The organism is Paenibacillus sp. DP01 (assembly GCF_044784315.1).
Classification (GTDB): Bacteria; Bacillota; Bacilli; order Paenibacillales; family Paenibacillaceae; genus Paenibacillus; species Paenibacillus polymyxa.
Map to the genome: position 1 here is coordinate 5,711,714 of NZ_CP173059.1, position 22,228 is coordinate 5,733,941.

Below are 22,228 nucleotides of genomic sequence, written 5' to 3' on the forward strand. Positions count from 1 at the left end.
CCCCTAATTATTTAGTTAGTTCCAAAAACACCTCATCAAGCGTCGGTTTTCTAACCGAAAACTCTTTGATTTCTATATCTTGCTGAGTTAAATCTAATAGTAATCTCGTCATCACTTTCGTGTCTGCCAGCTTAACGGTCAATTTGGTTCCTTCGGGTGAGATCATGGCCTCCTGAGCGATCTCCGCCTTGATTAGTCCTTTGGCTCTTTCGGCGTCCCTCATATACTCCAGAGTAATTTCAAAATGGGTATCGCTTAACAAAGACTTCAATTCATTCGGCGTTCCCTGAGAAATGATTCTTCCATGATTAATTATTGCTAGTCGATCTGCTAGTTGATCCGCTTCCTCCAAATACTGAGTTGTCAGCAAGATCGTTGCCCCGTCGCTTGCCAAGTTGCGGATCACTTCCCACATCTCTCCTCGTGTGCGTGGGTCTAAGCCCGTTGTCGGTTCATCAAGAAAAATGAGTGGGGGCTTCACGATTAAACTCACCGATAAATCCAACCGTCTACGCATCCCGCCCGAAAATTCACGAATCGGTCGATCCTTTGCCTCGGTTAATGAAAACTGGTTGAGAAGTTCAAGAGCCCTCGCTTTGGATTGACTCGCTGATAAACCATTCAATTGCCCAAAGAGCTTCAGGTTTTCCATCGCGGTCAATTCCTCATCAACGGTTGCATATTGGCCCGTCAAGCCAATCAAACTTCGAACCTTTTGAGCGTCTTTGGTGACGTCTTTGCCAAAAATCATTGCTTTGCCTTTTGACACTTTAGTAATCGTTGCAAGCATTCGTAAGAAAGTTGTCTTTCCTGCACCATTCGGACCCAGAATACCGAAGATCTCTCCTTTCTTAATATCCAAAGAAATACCATCGACTGCTCGCTTGTTAGGAAACTCTTTAACGATCTCTTTAGTTGAAATGGCTAGCTCTGTCATTCTGTTTTCTCCTTTGCGCATTTAGTAAGGGTACCTTGCTAATAATATAAGGTACCCTTACTAAATTGTCAACAATATAATTTGAATTACTTCGGTGACCTGATAAAATAGAGGGGGACGGAGAACAAATAAGGGGAAATTATTGTGGATGAAAAACAATTAAACGTCGATATAACCACTAACTTCATGAAATATAATGATTTACTTACGGCGTTCTTAAAAGAAAGCAAACTTAAAGGCAGCAGCGTGTTTACCTCTCCAAATCGAGGGCAAGGGAAAATATTGAGTATCCTTCATCAGACGCCAAGTATTTCCCAAAAGGAATTAGTCAATCAATTGGATATGCGCCCGCAATCTGCTTCTGAAATGATTAAAAAGCTAGAAAAAAAGGGATTCATCGAGCGGTATAAATCTGAAGAGGATCAACGCGCGATGATGATTACGCTAACTAAAGCCGGCAAAGTAGTTTTAAATCAACCCGGAGATTTTCAGCCTGTATTTTTAAATGTTCTAACGATGGATGAAAAACAACAATTTAATCGAATACTCGAAAAACTTGTATCCGAAATTGAACCCGAAGTCGCGAAATTTCGAAACAAGCAATAGGGGCGTCATTTATAGATGCCGAAGGGGGGGTACCAGCAGCACGTCTGAATTTCCGGAGAAGGTAGGTTGCGAAAATCAAAGGGAGCCGTCCCTAAGTCGATGATTTGGGGACGGCTCCCTTTACTGTTTACCTCACTTTTCGCTTGCTATTAATTTTTTTGGGACAATCCAACGTATTGCAGCGAGCAAATTTCGCCCTACTTATGATACGGTTCCCCTCGATTAATCTTCACCGCCCGATAAATTTGTTCCACCAGCACCAATCGCATCAGCTGATGTGGCAAAGTCATTCTTCCGAAACTCAGCTTTTGCTGGGCGCGGCGGAGGACTTCGTCAGAGAGACCATGACTGCCGCCAATGACGAAGACAACATGGCTTGTACCGTAGGTGCCGAGCTTGTCCAATTCCTCTGCGAGTTCTTCCGAGCTCCAGAGTTTGCCGTCGATGGCAAGTACAATCACGTGTGCTTCACTTTTCACATGGGCTAAAATACGCTCGCCTTCTCGCTCCTTAACCTGTCGGACTTCCGCCTCGCTTAGTGTGTCTGGGGCCTTTTCATCCGCTACCTCGATCATTTGAAACTTGATGTATGGCCCCAGCCGTTTAGCGTATTCCTGAATTCCCATGACCAAATACTTCTCTTTTAACTTGCCAACACCTATAAGTTGAATAAACAAATTCCATACCCCTATCTATGTCGAATGATAATGTAAAATCGCATTTACGATCCTAACATGAAAAAATACCTTTAACATAGTTATTTTAGCACCTGCAACGTCTCTTACCTATCTATTTCCTCTCCACTACGAGCCTATTCCCTGTTCAGATTATAGCGGATCATTCATTTACGCCCTCTACAATGAAATGCCTATCCATTTCATATTCATCAAGACACCATATTAGCATCTGTTGATATTCGCTGATTTGCTCCGCTGTTGCTGATTCCCGTAATGATTCGAACAATGCCGTACATTTCTTGAAATTACGATCGTTACCTGACTGATCTGCTAGTTGCATCGCCCGCACAGTAAGTCCCACTGCATCCTGTAATCTGCCGCACTTCCGATAGTACAAAGCCAAGTGATAGCAGTAGCTATAATAGTAAAATATGTTCTCTGCGTCTTCATAACTCTCGAATTCATTAATCTGCTCTGCAAACGTATGTAAAATATCTGCCACATCCAAATGATACATAAGCGCTGCCTGTAATATGGTATTGAGCCCCGGTAATATTTCCTCTAGATTATCCTGCAAAAAGGCTACGTACTCCTCGATCAGCTCTATATTTCCAGACAAAATATCTACTGCATATAAATTAGTCTTGGCTAAAAACCTGAATTCCTCGACAACTTGATTGTCTTCTTCCTCTAAATCCTCCATCCACCCTAGCTCAGCATACTTATAGATGCACTCCCTTGCCTGCTCATATGCACCCTGGTGCTGGTGAGCCATTCCGCACATCAAGTGACTGAGCCCAAAATAATATACCAACGGACGTTCTAAATTCACATGCGGGATGGGTAATTTCATTGCTTTATGATACTGCCACTCTTCGTAGATACGCTGGACACATTGATACAAAATATCCGCCGTCTCCATCACCTTTTTCCAATTTTCAAAAGCCACAGCCATCTCCAAAATTTCAACAATGATGTCCGGTTTGAGTGATTTCAGGATAGAAGTTTCCAAGAGTAGCCTCTCCTCATATTCCCATGTACAGCCAATTGTATAGAAATTGGAATAGGAGGTCAATATAAAAAGTACTTAAGAGTACAATTTTAAGTGTTTTTATTTTGCATAAGATGGTCTGTAACGATATTCTCTCCTCTTCTAACCTTAAGTGGGGGTGATTACATGAGTTTACCAGAAAGTGTCGGAAACCGAATACGAGAACTAAGAAAAGCTAGAGGCTGGACACAGGAACAACTGGCAGAAGCAGCAGGGCTTCATTACAGTTATATTGGTGGAGTAGAACGTGGAGATCGAAATATTTCATTGGAGACGTTGGAAAAAATTATTTTAGCGCTAAAAGTTCCAGCCTTTGAACTTTTTCAATTCGATGAACCTACGGATCGAAAACAAATCATAAATGAACTTATGTTACTCATAAATTCAAGAGAAACAACAGAACTCGAAATTCTTACTACTATTACTAAAAACATTGTTGGTTTAGTTGAGTTACAGCATAAAAAGATTTGAACTATTCCCTTCTACCTGACTTTTACACTTCATCTTCCATAAGCTTGTTATGAGGTGGTTAATATAACAAAATTACGAAATTCGGTTGGGGAAAGAATTAGAGCAATTCGGAAGGCTAAGGGATTAACACAGCAACAACTTGCGGAGCTTTCAGGATTAGATGATGCATATATCGGATCACTAGAGCGTGGCGAAAGGAACTTTTCGATTGATACCCTGGAGAAAGTGCTAACCGCCTTAAACGTGTCTATCAGTGAATTGATGTTTTCCGAAGAACATATGACTACAGACGAAATGATTCGGCAAGAGGCGATAGATGAGTTTGTTGCGCTCACCAGCAGATTAAATAAAGAACAAATCGGGATTCTTAGACGTGTTAGTAAAGAAATTTCACGCGCGTTCGACTAAGCCATTCCACCCTGAAAAGTCTTAAATAAAACCAAAAAGAGCACCCCACAGGTGCCCTCAAACCTTTTTATATAAAAAACTTAAGCATACAACATAAAAAAGCTCACTTCATGTCCCAGTTGCTTCAGATAATTGTAGATCTGCGAACGGTGATGGAACACATGGGTCACAGTCTCAATCTGCCATTGAACCTGCAAATGCCCATGCTCCATATAAAAGGCCTTCGTCGAACGATTCAGATAATTGTCTTCGCTAAGCGAAAGAATGTAAGCCTTATATGCCTCAAAATTCTGCCTGAAAGTCGCAGCTAAGCGCTCGGGATCTTCCACCCCGGACAGGCTGGTTTCAATCTCTCCTACTTCACCCTCGGACTTCTCCTGCATAATCGCAAGATCCGAAGCTGGAATAAGCACAAAGTGATGCACTAACTCCAACAGCGAGCGGAAATTATCCTGTGGGCGAAAGCTCCAATCGTCTGGACGTATTTTACGAATTAAGGCTTCCCCCGTCCGTACTCCAGTCTCCAACTCATTCAGCAGATGATCACGAACTTGCAGCGTTCCACTCATATCCTCATCTCTCCTTTGCCATTCTCCTTCATATTTTGAGTATAGCCGAAGCCCCTGAACGTGTATTGTAAAAATCGGACAACTTCCGAAAGTCCTTAGCTGCAGTAAGTGGGGAAGCTCCATAAAATCTGCGAAAATCACGGATTAGATGCGCTTGGTCAAAAAAGTTATGCTTCAATGCCAACTCCATCGAATCGACAGAATCACCATTCTGAATATTGTGCAGAACGCTCTGGAAGCGGACGACTTCACTGAACTTTTTGGGGCTGATCCCGATCCATTGCCCAAATTTGCGGTTGAGCTGTCTTTCACTGATTGCCTCACGCTCGGCAAGCTCCTTAACCCCCACACTTCCGCCGCTCACAAAGATGCGATGCAGCAGGTTTTTCATCAGGTCACAATCGCTTGTCCTACGACGCAGTAGAAGCTGGTTCAAATACTGATCCATTAGGCGCACCCGTTCATTAAAGTCTCGTGCCTCCAAAATGCGCTCACCTATGATCTCGACATTCTCGGGCCATATCTCTTCCAAGCGATAATTACCGCCTGTAAACAAATGAGTCGGCATGCCATGAAAATAGTGTGCTCCACCGGGGAAAAATCGCACTGCAAAAATACGTGTCCCGGACCCTGCTTGTCTGGTAGACACGAACGGATTCGTAAATGTCCCGCAGTATGAGAGTTCCTGACGCTTACTCACCGGGTTGTATTCTAATAGAATATCCGTACAACCATCAGGTAATACCCGGTCCACTGCCTCTTCTTCCTCCAGCCAGCCTAATGAAGCTTCGCCTCTATCCGATACTGCCATATTCCGTTCAGAAACTTCTCTGGTAGCCGGACCCGACTCCCAATAGCAGGCTACGTATGCCCTCAGCGCAGCAGTCGGCTTTTGCTCAATATAATATGTATAGGGATCACTTCCATTGACTTGAAGCGGACGAAACAGTGAATGCAGCAAAGGGTCCATCCAACGTTCACTCCTGTCTCAGTACGTGGTGGGGATATATACAAAAAGGACGTTTCTGCCCGAAACGCCCGTGCTTGTTGTTTAGACGACCAAAAACTCTGCTTTTTTCTCACATTCCTTGCACTTCACTGGAGGGTCCCAATCCGAAAATTTCGTTTCTTTGAGATCGACGACATCCGGTGCATCCTCGTATTCATCGACGAACATATCAATTGCCAGTTCCACATGCTCTTTACATACCACGTACATTCCAGTTGCATCCCTTTCCGTTTGAAGCTCTTCCTGTTGTAGGTGTGTCAAAACCGCCTTCTTTTGTTCTACCACACTTGACGCGGAAAGGAAAGGGCTTGCCCACTATCCCTGACGTTTGGTCTTAAAAATGAGAAAATTACTGACGTTCAGGTCTTCACGGAAATGGGGATATTTCTCCAACATGTCAGCAGACGGCTTCGGTTCGGCCATCCCATCCAACAACAAGCCAGCCTCCACAATGGTCTGTACATAGCTGCCCAACGTACGGTGAAAATACAAAAGCTTTTCCTCCTGATCATAAGGGATCGCTTGCTCCAATGGGCCTTCATTGAAATATTGATCCACTTTCCAATACAGCTTTTTCCCTGTCTCATCCTTCACCCATCCACTCTGCGGCGTCAGAAAGCACGGATGCAGAATAGAAAAAATAAAGCGGCCTCCTGGAACTAATAATCGCCGCATTTCGGCAATCGCCTGCTCATAATGAGCCAAGTCCTGTATGACCATATTGGACACGATCAGATCAAAGCTCTGGTCCCCGAACATCTCCAGCTTCTCCAAATTGCCATGGTGATATGTAATTCCCAACGCTGATGGTGTTCGCTCTTTGGCTAGCCTCAGCATCTCTGTCGAGTAATCGACAGCCTCCACCAAAGCACCCGCCCTGGCCATTTTCCGGCTCAGATAACCTTCGCCACAGCCGGCATCCAGCACCTTTTTGCCTGCGATCAGTCCCATACACTCTTGCAAAGCAGGATTTAGCAGCACTTCACGAGACCGATCCCCTTCTTCAGTGTACTTAGCAGTAAAATTTTCTGCATGCATATTCCAGCGTCGAATGGCCTCTTCGGTGTTCCATGTCCCCATATTTAGCTCCATCTCCCTTCCGTACTCAGTAGCCCTTTGCGAATCCATCTTTCGCGTAGGGTCATAGATTCTACACTCATTTCTGTATTTTTTCAATAATAACGCTTACAATTGTAAAATAACTAATTCACACATGATTTTTACTTGAATTATGCAGGTATTCCAGATTAGGATAATATGGTAATGTTTATTGGAAAGCGCTTTCAAAAATAACTTTGTAAAGGGGCCTGTTATGTTAAAACGAAGATCCATTTCATTGCTGTCGTTGACGCTTGCCATCACCCTATTGTTATCCACGTTCGCATCCGTTGCCGCTGCTGCTGAAACGGACGGACAAGCACAGCCAGCTGCTGCCACAAGCAATATGCAGTCATATGTGGAAGCCATGCAGCCTGGATGGAATTTAGGAAATTCGCTGGATGCTGTCGGGACAGATGAGACCGCCTGGGGCAATCCGCGCATTACCCAAGCTTTGATCCAGCAAATTGCTGCCCAAGGGTACAAAAGTATTCGGATTCCCGTCACCTGGGATAAGCATATTGGAGCCGCACCCCATTATACCGTTGAATCTGCTTACATGAACCGTGTGGAAGAGGTTGTTCGCTGGGCACTGGATGCCAATCTGTACGTCATGATCAATGTCCATCATGATTCATGGACGTGGGTAAGCAGTATGGAGCCCAAGCATGATGAAGTGTTAGCACGCTATAACGCATTATGGACACAAATTGCCGACCGCTTTAAAAATCAGCCCAACAAGTTGATGTTTGAAAGTATTAACGAGCCCCGGTTTTCTGAAGGGGGAACCACGGATGAAGCGAAAATGAATCAGATGCTTCATGAGCTAAATGTATCCTTCCACAAAATCGTTCGCGCCTCCGGTGGTAAGAATGCCACTCGTCCCCTTGTTCTGCCTGGATTAGATACTTCACCTGCTCAGGCAAAAATCAACGAACTGTATAACACGATAACCAAGCTGAACGATCCCAACCTGATTGCAACCGTTCACTATTATGGCTTTTGGCCTTTCAGTGTAAACATTGCCGGGAATACAACATTTGATAAAACCACCCAAGACGATATTATTCAAACCTTTGATAATGTCTATAACACCTTTGTAGCTAAGGGCATCCCGGTTATTGTTGGTGAATATGGCCTGCTCGGTTTTGATAAGCATACAGGTGTTATTGAACAGGGGGAAAAGCTGAAATTCTTCGAGTTTTTGACTTATTACATGAAAGAGAAGAAGGTAACAGGCATGCTCTGGGATAACGGCCAGCACTTGAACCGGACAACGTACAAGTGGTCTGATCCTGAACTCTTTAACGTCATTAAGGCCAGCCTAAAAGGACGTTCCTCCAATGCAGCTAGTGATCTCATTCACTTGAAGAAAGGCTCTTCTGTTCAGGATACCAAGGTCACTTTAAACCTGAACGGCAACCAGTTGAAATCGCTCAGTGTGGGCAGCAAGCAACTGAAACAGAATACCGACTATACGCTGAGTGGAGACACATTAACCTTCAAAGCCAGCTTGCTCACTAGCCTCATTACTTCCGGTAAATATGGTGAGAATGCCGTTATTAACGCCAAGTTTAATAAGGGGGCAGATTGGAGTTTTAGAGTCGTCGTGTATGATACACCGAAATTAAGTGCCGTCGAAGGGACTACACAAGCCTTTACCATTCCAACAGACTTCCGTGGTAGCCAGCTTGCGACGATGGAAGCCGTGTATACGAATGGAGGCAATGCCGGTCCACAGGATTGGACACCTTATAAGGAATTTGGCAATACTTTTGCCCCTGCCTATGATACGAATGGCATCAAGCTGCTGCCTGAATTTTTCAACAGTGTGAAGGATGGTGAAGTCACGTTGAAGTTCCACTTCTGGAGCGGAGATGTAGTGACATACAAAATTACCAAGAGCGGAACCCGTGTGACGGGAGTGACATCTTAATCCAAGGCACTGCAGAAATCAAAAAAAGGCGTTCCCGGAAATAAGCCGGAGAGCGCCTTCTTTATAGTTAAGTCTATCATTCAACCTTAGCCTTCCGGCTTATCTGTTAATTTTAACGTCACCGACTCTTCCTTGCCTGCCCGGTAAAAGGTAACTTTCAGTTCATCGCCAATCTTCTTGTTATCATACAGGTAGCGACGCAAATCAAGCGTAGAGTTAATCGGTTCGCTATCAAACGCTGTAATGACATCGTTCAGCTTCAAGCCGCCCTCCTTGGCAGGACCATGGGCCTCCAGAACAACGGCTCCATCCTTGACGCTGTCAGGCAGCTTGAGTTCCTTGCGCTGAGTTTCATCCAGCGGTGCATATTCATTATTGAGGTCCACCGTGTACACCCCCAGATAAGGGCGGGTAATCTTGCCATCCTCAACCAGTTCATTCACCGTCTTCATTACCTCATTAGCAGGAATGGCGAAGCCCAGTCCTTCAACACCTGTATCGGCGATTTTCATCGTATTGATGCCAATCACCCGTCCGTCCAGATCGACCAGCGCTCCGCCGCTGTTTCCTTCATTAATTGCTGCATCGGTCTGAATCACATGCTGTTCCCAATCATATACACCATCCTGATTAATGGAGATCGGAATGATGCGATTCGTATAGCTCACAATGCCGGAGGTCAGGGTGTCTCCCAATCCGAGCGGGTTGCCAATCGCAATGACCGTCTCGCCCAGACGAAGTTTGCTGGAGTCACCGATATCCGCCACTGTGCTAATGCCTTTATCATCAACGGCCAGTACAGCGATATCACTAATGCGATCCTTTCCGACCAGCTTCGCCTCTTTTCTGACACCGTCTACGGTTACAATATCCAGATCATCCGATCCTTCAATGACATGGTTGTTTGTCATAATAAAGGCTTTGCCTGAGCTCACACGGAAAATGACGCCCGATCCAAGCGCGGATTGTTCCGTACTTTTACCGTCTTCCCCCTTCAGGTTTACGATGCTGACGACGGCTGGGCGTACCTTGGCTGCCGCCTGCACAATCCGATCATACGGATCGCCCGCTGCTTGCCGCAAGGGATAATGACTTGCTCCGGTTACCGCTGTAGTGGAGGGCAGACCTGTAACAAAGCTGAACAGCAGCACGGAAACCACTGCACTCACCGCACCGCTAATGACAGCAGCCTGCACCGGACTTACCCGACGATTCCTGTGCGGCCAACGTCCTCGTCCTCCGCGACGCGCCTTAAATGCCGTTTTTTTAGCCGCACGTGTGGACACCTTCGTTGAATAAAAATCATCATCAAACAAGCCCATGCTAATCCTCTCCCCTTCGTTGTCATGCACCGACACTCACTAAAAAATTAGGGCTATTCGGGCTTGCGCCAACCTATGCTACAGAGAACCTGCTCCGTTGAACATCTCAAATGGATTGAATATCCCCTACCATCGGAATTCAGCAACTAATCGTTCCGGTCTACTTATTAATCACCACAAATAGAACCTTCCTAAGCAACCAAATCTCATAAATTAGCATACACGCCGAATCTGACCCCGAATAGAGGAAAAAAGAGGAATGATTTCCAAACCAATGGACTACAATAGTAACAAGTCTTCTATTCTATTACAAAATGATCGTCTCATAGAGACGTTCTGGCTTGTTCCCGTCCTCTTAAAGCAGCCTATACTTTCGATGAGAGCCTTCCTTCAGAAAGCTTTCTGTTGTTAGCTTTATTGTATCACAGCACTTGGCAAAACCACAGACAGAACCAAGCTTATTGCACGCCATTTTAAAAATATTTTTACAGGAGGAATATAGGATGAATTCCCATCGTTCCGCTATGGATGAAGTTCGCATGGCAGCCAAGCTTGCGGATTTGAAAGACGAGCACTACCGTAATACACTGGCGCTAAGTACATTGATTGAGCTACTGGTGGACAAAGGCATAGTGACCCGTGAAGAGGTCGAGCGCAAAGCCGCCGAGCTGGACAGCTTTATGGCTCACTTACCTTATCCCAAGGTGTAGGACGATCATAATACGTATCACACAATCGAAACTCACTATCCTTGTAAAAACAGCCGCGGTCTTCCATTGCCCCGCGTACGGTCAGCTTCGCAAGCTCCATCATATTGTGGTCGCGGCTCAAATGTGCCAGATACGTCCGCTTTGTCCGTCCGGTCAACAGCTCGCTAAGAATCGCACCTGCCATCTCATTGGATAAGTGGCCGATATCACTGAGTATACGGCGCTTGATGTTCCAAGGATAGCGGCCCATACGCAGCATTTCTACATCATGGTTAGCCTCTAGCACCAATACATCTGCATCTGATATCGCTTGTTTTACCTTATCGCTGACATAGCCGAGATCGGTCGCTACGCTAAGCTTCTCTGCCCCATCATAAAAGCTGTATCCTACGGGCTCAGCCGCATCATGGGAGATGCCAAAAGACTCTACACGCAATGACTCAAATTCCCGTGTCGCGCCTGTCTCCAATATTCTGCGGTTATCATCCGCGATTTGCCCAACAGCGTTGCTGATGGCAAACCATGTCTTCTCGTTAGCATATATAGGTAAATTATATTTACGCGCCATGGCGCCTAGTCCTTTAACATGATCGGAATGCTCATGCGTGACCAAAATACCATCCAACTCTTCTCCGCTCAGATCGCGTTCTTTCAGCAATTCGTCAATACGCTTTGCGCTGAGACCTGCATCGATGAGCAATGTCGTGTCTTCGTTCCGTACAACGGTAGCGTTGCCGGTCGAACCGCTCGACAGCACGGTAAAAGAAATCCCCATATCTGTTCAAGACCCTTCTGTATGTTCTGTCTTTGGACTAATGACATCTCCGTTCATCTGTACATAATACACGCCTTTTCCGTTGTCCAGCATAAACCGCCACACCGGAGCAGCCACCTGGCTATCGGAGTTAAAGGTCTGTCCGTAATATCCGAGCCGGATATCCTTCACTACGGAGTCACGCGGCAAATAGCCATCGATCAGCCTCGCCAAGGCTTTGGACGCAGGCAGCATTTTCTTTGCCTCATCCGAGGGCTGGAGCTCTACCTGAATTTTGCGATACCCTGTAATCTTCTGATTGCTGTAAAACAGAGCCAGCTTCACATTAAAGAGCGGCCACTTGCCCTGTACCAACGGATGCAGCACAAAAGCATCTGCCTGTCCGGATACGAACTCCTCCTGGACATCCAGCGGATCATACTGATAGCTATCGATATCCTTGATTTGCGGCTCCAATGCCTCCACTAGCGCATCATGAGTGAATACCAGCTTGCTGTCCACCGGTCTCAGCAGCTGCACAAGTTCATCATTCTCTCCACTATGGACATAGGTGTAAGACAGCTTGGGCAGCTGCGGGGTATCTCCGGGAATCGGAGCCAGCACCTGAATGCTTTTCTCTTCCATTAAACGCTGCGTGTTTTCATCCAGTGAAGTAAAATCCAGATTCGGCCCGGCCGTTTCCTGCGCATCATGCCACAGTTGATAACCCAATACCACATTGAGCAGCAAAAATGTACAGATCAGTACGTTTTTAGCGCGGCTCCAATCCATTCCCGTTCCCCCTTCCTATTATCACTTTGTCTCTTGGTCTGACTTTTTTAATGTTGTATTGGATGCTGTCGTTACAGGAACAGCATGAATCTCTGCAACAGAACCGTCGCTGAACGTAACACGCCACTCTGGGATGAGCTTCAATCCGTCATTGATCAGCTCTGGCTGATATACAGGAGTTAGATCTCTAATCGACTTGCCGTCGCCTACCGTTTGCAGTTGCTTCTCCAAGGTCTCACCACCTGGCAGCATCACTTTCTTCGAGGATTGCTCCCCGCCCTTGAGATACAGCAACGAACGATCATAGACAGATGCCGTTTCCTGCTGGATTTGCAAGGAGATCGTACCAAAGCGGAACGATGGCGTGTCCAGCACCGGATAAGCGCCATAATACTGCTGGAACATCACACTTGTGCGATTTTCATCGCTGCTTCTCAATTTCAGCTGATACGCAGCATCCCAGCCGCCATGCTGATTCACAAAATCAACTGCGGCCAACACGTCCCTAATTGGGCTGCTTCCATCCGCTCCCGGTGCACTAGGATCGGTATAGCTCATCCAACGTTGATCCTGCTTGATCTGTAAGCTACGCTTGCTATCTGTATAAATCTGGGAACCGTCTTTTTCCTGAATATTGCGCGTAATGCCCGGATCGAAAAATAAATTCCGCTGCATCTGTTCTGTCGTAAACAACCCGGCATATACCACAGGCTGTACAGTCTCCAGGTCATCCACGGGAATGTAATACTGATTATTCACCAGCTTGTACAACGGGGCGTTTTTCCCAAAATTCACATGCTGCCGAATGTCTTCTACCGTCATATCGAACTGGTTCGCCTCATACACCACATCACCTCTGGCACTGAAAAAGAGTGCGTGCGGCTTGGCATTCTTTTCGTCGATATAGATCCAGATGCGGTTAATCGTCTCTCCCTGAAACACCGAATCCGGCGTCAGACGCATGACTCGTTCCAATAATGAAACCGGAACCCCGCCGGAAAATGATAATTCGATCCCCTCATTCTCACTGCGAATCCGTGCCCAGTCCGCTGACTGGATACTCCGACGTTGGAAATTGTTAAAACTTCGGCTTTCCAGCCGTGTATAAATCAAATCGTAAAAAGTAACCCCCGGATAAAAAACGGTATGTTTCTTCTCACCTTGATGAATTAGCATCCTATCAGGAAATACAAGATTTTCAATCTTTTTCTCCTGCCCCATGCTTTCAGTTTTGACATAGTTCGTTTCTGAAGTGAGTACAGAATCACTGCCCGGAAGACGGTAGATCAAAAAATAAGTCTGAACCAGACTGGAAGCCACCAGCAAAACAAGCGTCCAGGACTTCAAACGTTCCTTCACTGTGCTTCCCTCCCTTCACCCGACATAGGTAGCGTAAAGGTTGTACAAGTTCCCTGACCATATTCAGACTCCAGGAAAATCTGACCTCCATGGGCCTTTACAATTTCCCGGGCAATCGACAACCCCAGTCCTGTGCCACCCATATTGCGCGATCTCGCTTTGTCCACACGATAAAACCGTTCAAAAATCCGGTCCAAATCTTTTTTGGGAATACCAATTCCGGTATCCTGCACCGAAATAGCCAGCATTCCCTCATGGTTGCGGCGAGCCTCGATCCGAATACTTCCACCTTCCGGCGTATATTTCAACGCATTGGACATCAGATTGTCCAGCACCTGATCAATCTGATCACGGTCGATCACGACCTTGCCAATCCCCTGCTCTACGAACATCCCTGAGCGAATGTGTTTTTGCTTCATTTGAAAAGAAAACCGATCCGCGACCTCGTCCAGCATCTCCATCACATCAGCAGGCTGCATCCGCAGAGGCGCCTCATTGGAATCGAGCCGCGACAGATGCAGCAAATCTGTAACCAACCGGATCATACGCTCCGTCTCATTGCGTATAACACCCACAAAACGCTCTGCGAGCTGCGGCTCAGCCATCGCGCCGTCATCCAGCGCTTCAGCGTAGCTGCGGATCGTCGTCAGCGGTGTGCGCAGCTCATGAGATACATTAGCGACGAATTCCCGCCGCGTCGTCTCCATCTCTTCCTGCTCTGTCACGTCCTGAAGCACAGCAATCGTGCCCGTAATGCCAAATTCGCGCCGATGAATGGGTGTAAAGGTCACGCGGATGACGATGGGCTCATCTTGACCAGCCGGCTCCAGCTGCAAGAGCGTAGACGCGGACGATCCGCTGTACAGGGCCTCGGTTTCCTCCGGGTCGATCCCCAGCAGTACCGCGATATGTCTACCGGTCATTTCATTCTCGTTCACGCCCAGCATGGCGCTGGCCCGGCGGTTGACCAGAATGACCCGGCCATGATCGTCGGTAGCGACCACACCGTCGCTCATATTGGTCAAGATGGAGGAGAGCTTTTCCTTCTCCTCCTCATTCTGCGACAGTGCCTCACGCAGACGTCCTGTCATATAGTTAAAGGCCACACTCAGCCTACCGATTTCATCTTCGCCAAACACTGGCATCTGCTGGTCAAACTTGCCCTCAGCGACCTCCGTCGCATGCCGTGTCATCACTTTGATTGGATGCGTAATCGTGTGGGCCAACACCACGCCCAGCACAGCCGTCAACGCGAGCGCAATCAGCATACCTGAGAGAAACACATTGTTAATGCGTTTCATCGTATCGTACAGCTCAGCCATCGAAGCAGCGATGTACACAGCACCGACGATTTTGCCTTGGCTGATGACAGGCTTGGCGACGACCTTCTTGCGGACGTTATCTTCGTCCACCATATATTCCTCGTTATCACGGATTCCTTGGAGTGCGCGGCTAACCACTGTCTGCGTATTTTTACGTCCGACATAGTCAGCATGAGAGCCTTGAGAAGTAATCAGTACTTTGCCACTGGCATCCAGCACCTGAATTTCCGCGCCGCTGAAGTCAAACAAGTTATTCACGCGTGCACGCAGACTTTCGACGCTATCTTCCTCCATTTTGCCATCACTGCCACTCAGATCCTGCTCCGCCAGCACAGACAGCATCTCCGCCCGTGCTTGCAAATCCTGCGTAAAATTACTCGTCAACGAGTTCTTCATCGAGCTGACAAAATAGACTCCAATCAACTGCATGGCCACCAAGATTAGCAGCACATAGATAATAATCAGCTTGGCATGAATGGTGCGAAAGAAGGACAGCCATCTCATGCCCGCAGGCCACCTTTGCCCCCGCTAACGATATATCCAAGGCCACGCCGTGTCAGGATCGTCTCCGGCTTGCTCGGGTTTTCCTCAATCTTCTCGCGCAGTCGCCGGATCGTCACGTCTACCGTCCGCACATCCCCGTAGTACTCAAATCCCCATACCGCTTGAAGCAAATGCTCGCGAGTCATGACCTTGCCTGCATTTTTCGCCATATAATACAGAAGTTCATACTCGCGGTGCGTCAGGTCAAGTGGAGTTCCATTTTTATAGGCTGTATACATATCCGCATCAAAAAAGAGATCTCCTACGCGCAGCCCCTGCTTATCCTCCTGTGGGCGGTTTTCCGGCGTGCCCGCCATACCGCGTTGCTGTCTACGCATCTGTGCCTTCACGCGTGCCAGCAATTCGCGTGTGCTGAACGGCTTCGTCACATAATCGTCCGCACCCAGCTCCAGCCCTAGCACTTTGTCGATTTCCCCATCCTTCGCAGTCAGCATAATAATTGGCGTCTGAAGCTGATGTCCGCGCACCTCGCGGCATACGTCCATACCGTCCATGCCCGGCAGCATCAGGTCCAGCAAAATCAGGTCTGGCTGTTGCTTAACCGCGATATCCACCGCACTGATTCCATCAAAGGCGCAAATGACCTCGTAGCCCTCTTTTTCCAAATTAAATTTCAAAATATCAGCGATAGGTTGTTCATCATCCACTACTAGAATCGTCCCTTGCATACAGCGTTCACCTCTTCTCACGGATCATCATCTATTATTAACTTTCGTTTGTCAGTACCCATAAGATGCTTATTCTATTCTATCATACCCGTACGCTATTCCATTACTTTTCCAGACCCTTTTCTTTACGCAGAAAAAACCATGCCTGCACCTGGCTGTTAAGCATGCAGAAAACATGGTCTTTCTCCTTGATCCTCATCGAATCACATAACTCTCGATTTAAACATCCAATCTATCTTAAATACGTCATTGGATTTTGTGGCGTATTATTTTTGCGAATCTCAAAGTGAACATGTGTGCCTGTGGAACGTCCGGTGCTTCCCATGATACCAATCGCTTCACCTTGCTGAACAACCTGTCCCACATGGACACCAATACTGTTCAAATGCCCGTATACTGTTTGATAGCCGTTGCGATGATCAATCATAATGACATTACCGTAGCCATTCTGCTGACCGGCAAATGTGACGACACCTTCATCTGAAGCTTGAATCGTATGATCGCCGACCAAGTCAACACCTTCATGCATACGTCCCCAACGTCCTCCGAAGCTGCTCGTCATGATTGCACCCGCAGTCGGCCAGGCAAATTGGCCCGAGCCTTCCCCCTCGACTTTCGTTCCTCTCAGAACCACCTCGGTAACAGACGGCTGTAACACCTTTTGACCGAGCCATTCCTCTTGCACGACCTCACCGTTCTCCTTGGTCAAACGGTAGTCCATCTCTTTAAGACCTGCTTGTCCCGGTCTGACCACTTTCGTAACTCCTGCTTTCAATTCATCGCTCTGGCGAATCTCTACTTCAGGCTCGATAGCAATCTGCTCGACGACCTTTTCTACCGTTCGTACCGTAACAGGTACCTTGGGAGCCGTGACCTTTAACTCGTCCCCAATTTGCAAGTACAACTCACGCAGACCGGGATTGTTTTGCTTAATCTCCCAAGCCGTCGTATCGAACTTCGTAGCAATCGACGACAAAGAATCGCCTTCTTGCACCGTATAGGTTGTAGGAGCTTCACGTCCCTCGGTCAGTACCTTAACCGCTTCTGCCTCCGTCAGCACCTTGTTCGGATCTGCTTTCACCGGCTCATACGCAATCTTTTCACGGATACTGGCAGACTCCAGCCATGCTTTAGGCGCCTTCGTGCTTGCGCTAGCATGACTACTCCCCACGGATGTTTTGCGAACCAGCCCCTTAATGCCTGTCGCCGTACCTTCACCCGCAGGTGTGTATTTCTTCTGCACTTGCTTTAAAGCCGCTTGTGCAGTCGCTTTGTCCTTTACAATGCCAACCATCTGTCCGTTGACCTTCACTTCTACTCCTTTGGCATAGGCAGTCAGCATGCCGTCCAGCTTCTTCAGCGTGGCTGCGCTATCGATATCCGCCTTATATGCCTTTTCTGTGCTCGTCGTGACCGCGCTCGTATTGAGCACCATTTCCACATCAGGATACTTGTCTTTATACTGCTTGCTCTTCGTTGTATACAGCTGCTTAAGCTGCTGCTCATTCAGGATACTGCCGACCTCAACGCCTTTAACATACACTTTATAATAAGGAACTGTATTGGCTCCAACATACTGATTGCTAGCAAAAATAAGACCGCCAACAATCACAATGCCGCCTGCCGTCCAACTTAACCATCTTTTCCGTCCGTTCCACCATGTTGCTATTTTCCCTGCTTTATCGGCAGAATTGCTTTCAACACTTGAATTCCCATTCCTGTGGTCTGGTGATAACTTCCCCTTAGAAACCTCCATGGTTCTCTCCTTTTCAGCATATCCTATCTCTATTAAATGCGTTCATTATTGTCCTTTTACATGATAAAAGTAGCCATTTTACAAGCTTATCTATGATAATAGTCGCTATCTAGTATTGCATAGTTACGTAAAAGGTTTCAAAAATTTAACCTTTTCACAACACAGTTTACTTTAACATAGCTTTTACAAAGAATTCAACTGCACTCCAATTACTTCCTAGCACGCAAAAAAATCCGCGCCCGGCGCGGATTCTACAGTCCTGTTTTGAGCATTAACATTGCCCATACATTTATGCGTTTTATTTATGCATTATTTAAGCATACCCATCAATTTGTTATATTCCTCTTTGGTCAAATACTTCGCAAGCACCTGCTGAATATCTTGCAGCTCCTGCTCGGTGAGACCGCCTTCCATCGCAGCTGATATTTTTTGCATCTCTTCCGGCGGAAGTTTATTCATGAGAATCGTAAAAATCTCCTGCTTCTGAGCCGCCGGTAAATTGTTCTTTTTCTCCGTCAGATGGTCGGGCGTAATGACCAAATCATGGCCTTCGATACTCGTTTCAGGTGTAGCTGTACCTTCTGCCTGCTGACGCGGCTCGCTGTCTGGTGTTCCGGCCGACGTGGCCCCTTCCTGAGATCCCTTGTCATTGGATGCACCACCTGTCTTATTTCCGCTTTCTTCTAAGCCCTGTCCCATGACAGGCAAAGCATTATCAGGCGGTGTTACACTTCCAGAGTCGCTCCCTGTCGTCTTGCTCTTCCCTGTACCTGTACTTTGATCAGTATTTGCGCTGCCTTTTAGCCAGCCCCATCCCCATATCGGCTGATGATCGAGCTGAATGTTAAATTGCCGTAACAGCGATTGAACATAAGCATTCACGACCACACCGGTCACTGCCAGTGTCAGCGCGCTGACCAGCACCACCGTCATTCCTTTTTTAAGCAGCCATCCAAGCCACCTCATATCCCGTTACCTCCTTATACGCATCTTGCCATGTGTACATCATGAAGTGCATATAGACCAGTATTGACGAGATATGACGATTTTTAACCCTTGGAATATGTAAAACTAGCACCAACACATCCATATAAAAAAGAAGAGGGAGGCATGAATTGCCTCTCTCCCCTTGATTTAGCAGGAATAGTTATATGATTAAACAGGCATGACGCCCTCATAGAATCCTACGGATATTTTACAAATAAATCGGGAGCACTTGGTTCGTTTGATCGCGGTTACGACCAACCGAGAAAATAGCGATTGGAATACCTGTCAACTCGGATACGCGTTGTACGTAATGGCGGGTAGTCTCCGGCAGTTCCTCCAGCGTCTTCACGCCAGTAATGTCTTCGTTCCAGCCTGGCATTTCTTCATATACCGCCTCACACTCTGCCAGCATTTTCAAGCTAGCTGGATAATGCGTGATGATCTCGCCGCGGTATTTGTAGCCTGTACAGATCTTAACTGTTTTCAGGCCTGTCAATACGTCCAGCGAGTTCAGGGAAAGACCAGTTAATCCACTAACACGACGGGCATGGCGCACAACGACGCTGTCAAACCAGCCTACGCGGCGAGGACGACCTGTAACCGTACCGTACTCATGGCCTGTTTCACGAATGTAATCGCCGACTTCATCGTGTAGTTCCGTTGGGAAAGGTCCATCCCCTACACGAGTTGTGTACGATTTAGCTACACCGATCACTTGTTGAATTTTGGATGGGCCTACACCAGAACCGATACATACGCCGCCAGCCGACGGGTTAGAAGACGTAACGTATGGATACGTACCTTGGTCGATATCGAGCATAACGCCTTGTGCACCTTCAAACAACACCTTACGATTGGCGTCAATTGCATCGTTCAGCACAACAGACGTATCCGCTACATAAGGACGAATAAACTCAGCATATTCCAGATACTGTTTCAATATTTCTTCAACATCCAGCGGCTCGCCGCCGTATACTTGCTCAATCACTTGATTCTTTTCCTTCGTTAGATGGCGCAGTTTCTTTTCGAATTCTTCTGCTTCCAGCAAATCAGCAATACGAATACCGTTACGAGCAGCTTTATCCATATAAGCAGGGCCAATCCCTTTACGGGTAGTACCAATTTTGTTAGGACCTTTGCGGTCTTCTTCCAGCACGTCCAACGTCATATGGTAAGGCATAATGACATGTGCGCGGTCACTAATGACCAAATTTTTCGTGGAAAATCCATTATCATGAATATAAGTAATTTCTTCAATAAGAGCGGCTGGATTCACTACCATGCCGTTGCCAATAACACACTTTTTATCTTCATAAAAAACGCCGGATGGAATCAGGCTCAGCTTATACTTTTTACCGTCAATGAGAATCGTATGACCAGCATTGTTTCCGCCTTGGTAACGGGCCACTACTTCAGCGCTTTCCGCCAGATAGTCCGTGATTTTACCTTTGCCTTCGTCTCCCCATTGTGTCCCCACAACGACTACAGTTGACATGTTTCATTCCTCCGTGGAGTGCCCACAGACACTCTGATTTTGAGCTGACGCGCTAACACATATCTGGCTTCAACCGCCTCAGCGGGCAGGTATGGAGCGTTCTCGGACAGCAGGAAAAAACGTCCGTCGCAGACATTCCGTAAGTTCGGAAAGCCCCGGGCGTAATGATCTCCCCACTGCGTTGAAGCAGCACTATAAGTGTACCAGTACCATTTTTCAAAGTCAAATAAAAAGCGAACATTATATTACATGAAAATAGTATTGTTCGTAATTGAGAGTTTCAATCGTTCTATGAAAATATATGAATTCTATAAAAAAGGCTCTCTCGTAATCGCGATACCCGCGTCGAAAGAGCCTTTTCTAATCATACAAATATATTAACCGGCGAACGCATCCGAATGGGCACGCTCGTAATTAGCGAATTTATTATAATTTTTGAGAAATACCAGCTCTACCGTACCGACCGGGCCGTTACGCTGCTTGGCAATGATAATTTCAATAATATTTTTCTTTTCTGTTTCCTGATTATAATAATCATCCCGGTACAGAAACGCAACGATGTCAGCATCCTGCTCAATGGAACCCGATTCCCGCAAGTCACTCATCATGGGCCGCTTATCTTGACGCTGCTCCACACCCCGGCTCAGCTGGGAAAGGGCAATTACAGGCACTTCAAGCTCACGGGCGATTTGTTTTAATGTCCGTGAAATTTCGGATACCTCCTGCTGCCGGTTCTCGCCCGCTTTGCCGCGTCCGTGAATGAGCTGCAAGTAGTCAATAACGATCATACCCAGTCCCTTTTCCGCCTTGAGACGGCGGCATTTGGCACGGATATCAGCCACAGTGATGCCGGGCGTATCATCGATATAGATTTCCGCCTCTGACAAGGCTGCAATGCCCATCGTCAGCTTCGCCCAATCGTCGTCGCCTTTAAATTCACCTGTCCGCATGACGTTCGCGTCCAAGTTAGCCTCGGCACAGATCATCCGCTGCACGAGCTGAGCCGCCGACATCTCCAGACTGAAGATGGCAACCGTCTCTTTTGCCCGTACTGCAACGTTTTGTGCAATATTCAGGGCGAATGCCGTTTTACCTACAGATGGACGGGCAGCCACAATGATCAGGTCATTGCGCTGGAAACCCGCCGTCATCTTGTCCAGGTCAACGAATCCGGACGGAATTCCGGTCGTGTTTCCCTTGTTCTGATGCAGCAATTCAACGCGGTCGAACACTTCCATCACGACATCACGGATGGCGATAAAACCACTGCCTGAGCGCCCGTTGGAGATTTCCATAATCTTGCGCTCAGCATCACTCAGCATACCGGCGACATCCTCGCCACTGCTATAGCCTTCGCTCACAATCTGTGTAGCTGCACGAATCAAGCGACGAAGCATCGCTTTTTCTTCAATGATCTGGGCATAGTAATCCACGTTAGCCGCTGTTGGCACCCCGTGAGCCAGCTTCGCCAGATAACTGACACCGCCGATATCCTCCAGCTGACCTTTGTCCTGAATTTTCGAGGTCAGCGTAACCAAGTCAATCGGCTGTCCGGATTCACCCAGCTCAATCATTGCTTCGTAAATCATTTGATGAGCTTTATCGTAAAAGTCCTCGGTCTGCACCCGCTCCATTGCGGTAATCAGTGCTTCAGACTGAAGCAAAATAGACCCAATAACCGCCTGTTCAGCCTCCAGATTTTGCGGAGGAATCCGATCAAAAAATTCGCCGCCCATA

The 22,228-nt window shown here is 47.1% G+C and carries 22 protein-coding genes; 5 read left to right on the forward strand and 17 right to left on the reverse strand.

Annotated elements, in window-relative coordinates:
• Positions 1-7 precede the first annotated feature (7 nt).
• Entirely contained in the window at positions 8-937 is a 930-nt protein-coding gene (locus tag ACH59B_RS25250) for a daunorubicin resistance protein DrrA family ABC transporter ATP-binding protein (RefSeq protein ID WP_019689074.1), read from the reverse strand.
• Positions 938-1,081: 144 nt separating this feature from the next.
• Here ACH59B_RS25250 and ACH59B_RS25255 point away from each other — a divergent pair, with 144 nt between their 5' ends.
• Positions 1,082-1,543, forward strand: coding sequence for a MarR family winged helix-turn-helix transcriptional regulator (locus ACH59B_RS25255; RefSeq protein ID WP_123797855.1), 462 nt, complete (start codon positions 1,082-1,084; stop codon positions 1,541-1,543).
• A gap of 197 nt (positions 1,544-1,740) precedes the next feature.
• Here the strand turns inward: ACH59B_RS25255 and rlmH are convergent, their stop codons facing one another.
• Both rlmH and ACH59B_RS25265 read right to left on the reverse strand, forming a co-directional pair.
• The gene (gene rlmH, locus ACH59B_RS25260) at positions 1,741-2,220 is read right to left on the reverse strand and encodes a 23S rRNA (pseudouridine(1915)-N(3))-methyltransferase RlmH (protein ID WP_013312768.1); all 480 of its coding nucleotides are present in this window, start codon (positions 2,218-2,220) and stop codon (positions 1,741-1,743) included.
• Between the two features lie 160 nt (positions 2,221-2,380).
• Positions 2,381-3,232, reverse strand: a complete 852-nt coding sequence (locus tag ACH59B_RS25265) for a DNA-binding protein (protein ID WP_404303008.1) — start codon at positions 3,230-3,232, stop codon at positions 2,381-2,383.
• A 165-nt stretch (positions 3,233-3,397) separates the two neighbouring features.
• Here ACH59B_RS25265 and ACH59B_RS25270 point away from each other — a divergent pair, with 165 nt between their 5' ends.
• Positions 3,398-3,742 (forward strand): helix-turn-helix domain-containing protein, encoded by a 345-nt coding sequence (locus ACH59B_RS25270; protein WP_017425999.1) that lies wholly within the window; start codon positions 3,398-3,400, stop codon positions 3,740-3,742.
• Positions 3,743-3,796: 54 nt separating this feature from the next.
• The gene (locus ACH59B_RS25275) at positions 3,797-4,150 is read left to right on the forward strand and encodes a helix-turn-helix domain-containing protein (protein WP_017425998.1); all 354 of its coding nucleotides are present in this window, start codon (positions 3,797-3,799) and stop codon (positions 4,148-4,150) included.
• Positions 4,151-4,230: 80 nt separating this feature from the next.
• Here ACH59B_RS25275 and ACH59B_RS25280 read toward each other — a convergent pair whose 3' ends face one another.
• From ACH59B_RS25280 to ACH59B_RS25295, 4 genes are all read right to left on the reverse strand, one after another.
• A complete protein-coding gene (locus ACH59B_RS25280) occupies positions 4,231-4,719 on the reverse strand; it encodes a DinB family protein (RefSeq protein ID WP_017425997.1) in 489 nt (162 codons plus the stop codon).
• 28 nt (positions 4,720-4,747) lie between these two features.
• Positions 4,748-5,689, reverse strand: coding sequence for a DUF6597 domain-containing transcriptional factor (locus ACH59B_RS25285; protein WP_404303011.1), 942 nt, complete (start codon positions 5,687-5,689; stop codon positions 4,748-4,750).
• 81 nt (positions 5,690-5,770) lie between these two features.
• Positions 5,771-5,938: a CxxH/CxxC protein gene (locus tag ACH59B_RS25290; RefSeq protein WP_013373879.1), complete on the reverse strand. Its 168-nt coding sequence runs from the start codon at positions 5,936-5,938 to the stop codon at positions 5,771-5,773.
• Between the two features lie 105 nt (positions 5,939-6,043).
• Positions 6,044-6,808 (reverse strand): class I SAM-dependent methyltransferase, encoded by a 765-nt coding sequence (locus tag ACH59B_RS25295; RefSeq protein ID WP_263560985.1) that lies wholly within the window; start codon positions 6,806-6,808, stop codon positions 6,044-6,046.
• A gap of 232 nt (positions 6,809-7,040) precedes the next feature.
• On the opposite strand from ACH59B_RS25295, the gene ACH59B_RS25300 reads away from it, so the two are divergent.
• Entirely contained in the window at positions 7,041-8,762 is a 1,722-nt protein-coding gene (locus ACH59B_RS25300) for a cellulase family glycosylhydrolase (RefSeq protein ID WP_404303013.1), read from the forward strand.
• 86 nt (positions 8,763-8,848) lie between these two features.
• Here ACH59B_RS25300 and ACH59B_RS25305 read toward each other — a convergent pair whose 3' ends face one another.
• Positions 8,849-10,084 carry a S1C family serine protease gene (locus ACH59B_RS25305; protein WP_102997369.1) on the reverse strand — a complete coding sequence of 412 codons (1,236 nt, stop codon included), beginning with the start codon at positions 10,082-10,084 and terminating at the stop codon, positions 8,849-8,851.
• A gap of 503 nt (positions 10,085-10,587) precedes the next feature.
• Between ACH59B_RS25305 and ACH59B_RS25310 the strand changes: the two genes are divergently transcribed.
• Entirely contained in the window at positions 10,588-10,794 is a 207-nt protein-coding gene (locus ACH59B_RS25310; RefSeq protein ID WP_013373883.1) for a hypothetical protein, read from the forward strand.
• Here the strand turns inward: ACH59B_RS25310 and ACH59B_RS25315 are convergent.
• From ACH59B_RS25315 to dnaB, 9 genes are all read right to left on the reverse strand, one after another.
• Positions 10,763-11,569: an MBL fold metallo-hydrolase gene (locus ACH59B_RS25315; RefSeq protein ID WP_016822471.1), complete on the reverse strand. Its 807-nt coding sequence runs from the start codon at positions 11,567-11,569 to the stop codon at positions 10,763-10,765. The genes ACH59B_RS25310 and ACH59B_RS25315 overlap by 32 nt on opposite strands.
• A gap of 6 nt (positions 11,570-11,575) precedes the next feature.
• Positions 11,576-12,340: a two-component system regulatory protein YycI gene (gene yycI / locus ACH59B_RS25320; protein ID WP_404303016.1), complete on the reverse strand. Its 765-nt coding sequence runs from the start codon at positions 12,338-12,340 to the stop codon at positions 11,576-11,578.
• 21 nt (positions 12,341-12,361) lie between these two features.
• On the reverse strand, positions 12,362-13,699 hold the full coding sequence (locus ACH59B_RS25325) for a two-component system activity regulator YycH (RefSeq protein ID WP_330721102.1): 1,338 nt from the start codon (positions 13,697-13,699) through the stop codon (positions 12,362-12,364).
• Positions 13,696-15,525 (reverse strand): cell wall metabolism sensor histidine kinase WalK, encoded by a 1,830-nt coding sequence (gene walK / locus ACH59B_RS25330; protein WP_025366252.1) that lies wholly within the window; start codon positions 15,523-15,525, stop codon positions 13,696-13,698. The genes ACH59B_RS25325 and walK overlap by 4 nt, the downstream gene beginning before the upstream one ends.
• Positions 15,522-16,253 (reverse strand): response regulator YycF, encoded by a 732-nt coding sequence (gene yycF, locus ACH59B_RS25335; RefSeq protein WP_240753439.1) that lies wholly within the window; start codon positions 16,251-16,253, stop codon positions 15,522-15,524. Before yycF ends, walK begins: the two co-directional genes overlap by 4 nt.
• Positions 16,254-16,485: 232 nt before the next feature.
• Positions 16,486-18,009 (reverse strand): M23 family metallopeptidase, encoded by a 1,524-nt coding sequence (locus ACH59B_RS25340; protein WP_102997365.1) that lies wholly within the window; start codon positions 18,007-18,009, stop codon positions 16,486-16,488.
• 309 nt (positions 18,010-18,318) lie between these two features.
• Positions 18,319-18,975, reverse strand: a complete 657-nt coding sequence (locus ACH59B_RS25345) for a hypothetical protein (RefSeq protein WP_102997364.1) — start codon at positions 18,973-18,975, stop codon at positions 18,319-18,321.
• Between the two features lie 229 nt (positions 18,976-19,204).
• Complete coding sequence (locus ACH59B_RS25350; RefSeq protein ID WP_016822464.1) at positions 19,205-20,491, reverse strand: adenylosuccinate synthase; 1,287 nt, start codon at positions 20,489-20,491, stop codon at positions 19,205-19,207.
• Between the two features lie 377 nt (positions 20,492-20,868).
• Entirely contained in the window at positions 20,869-22,227 is a 1,359-nt protein-coding gene (dnaB, locus tag ACH59B_RS25355) for a replicative DNA helicase (RefSeq protein ID WP_013373892.1), read from the reverse strand.
• Position 22,228: the final 1 nt, after the last annotated feature.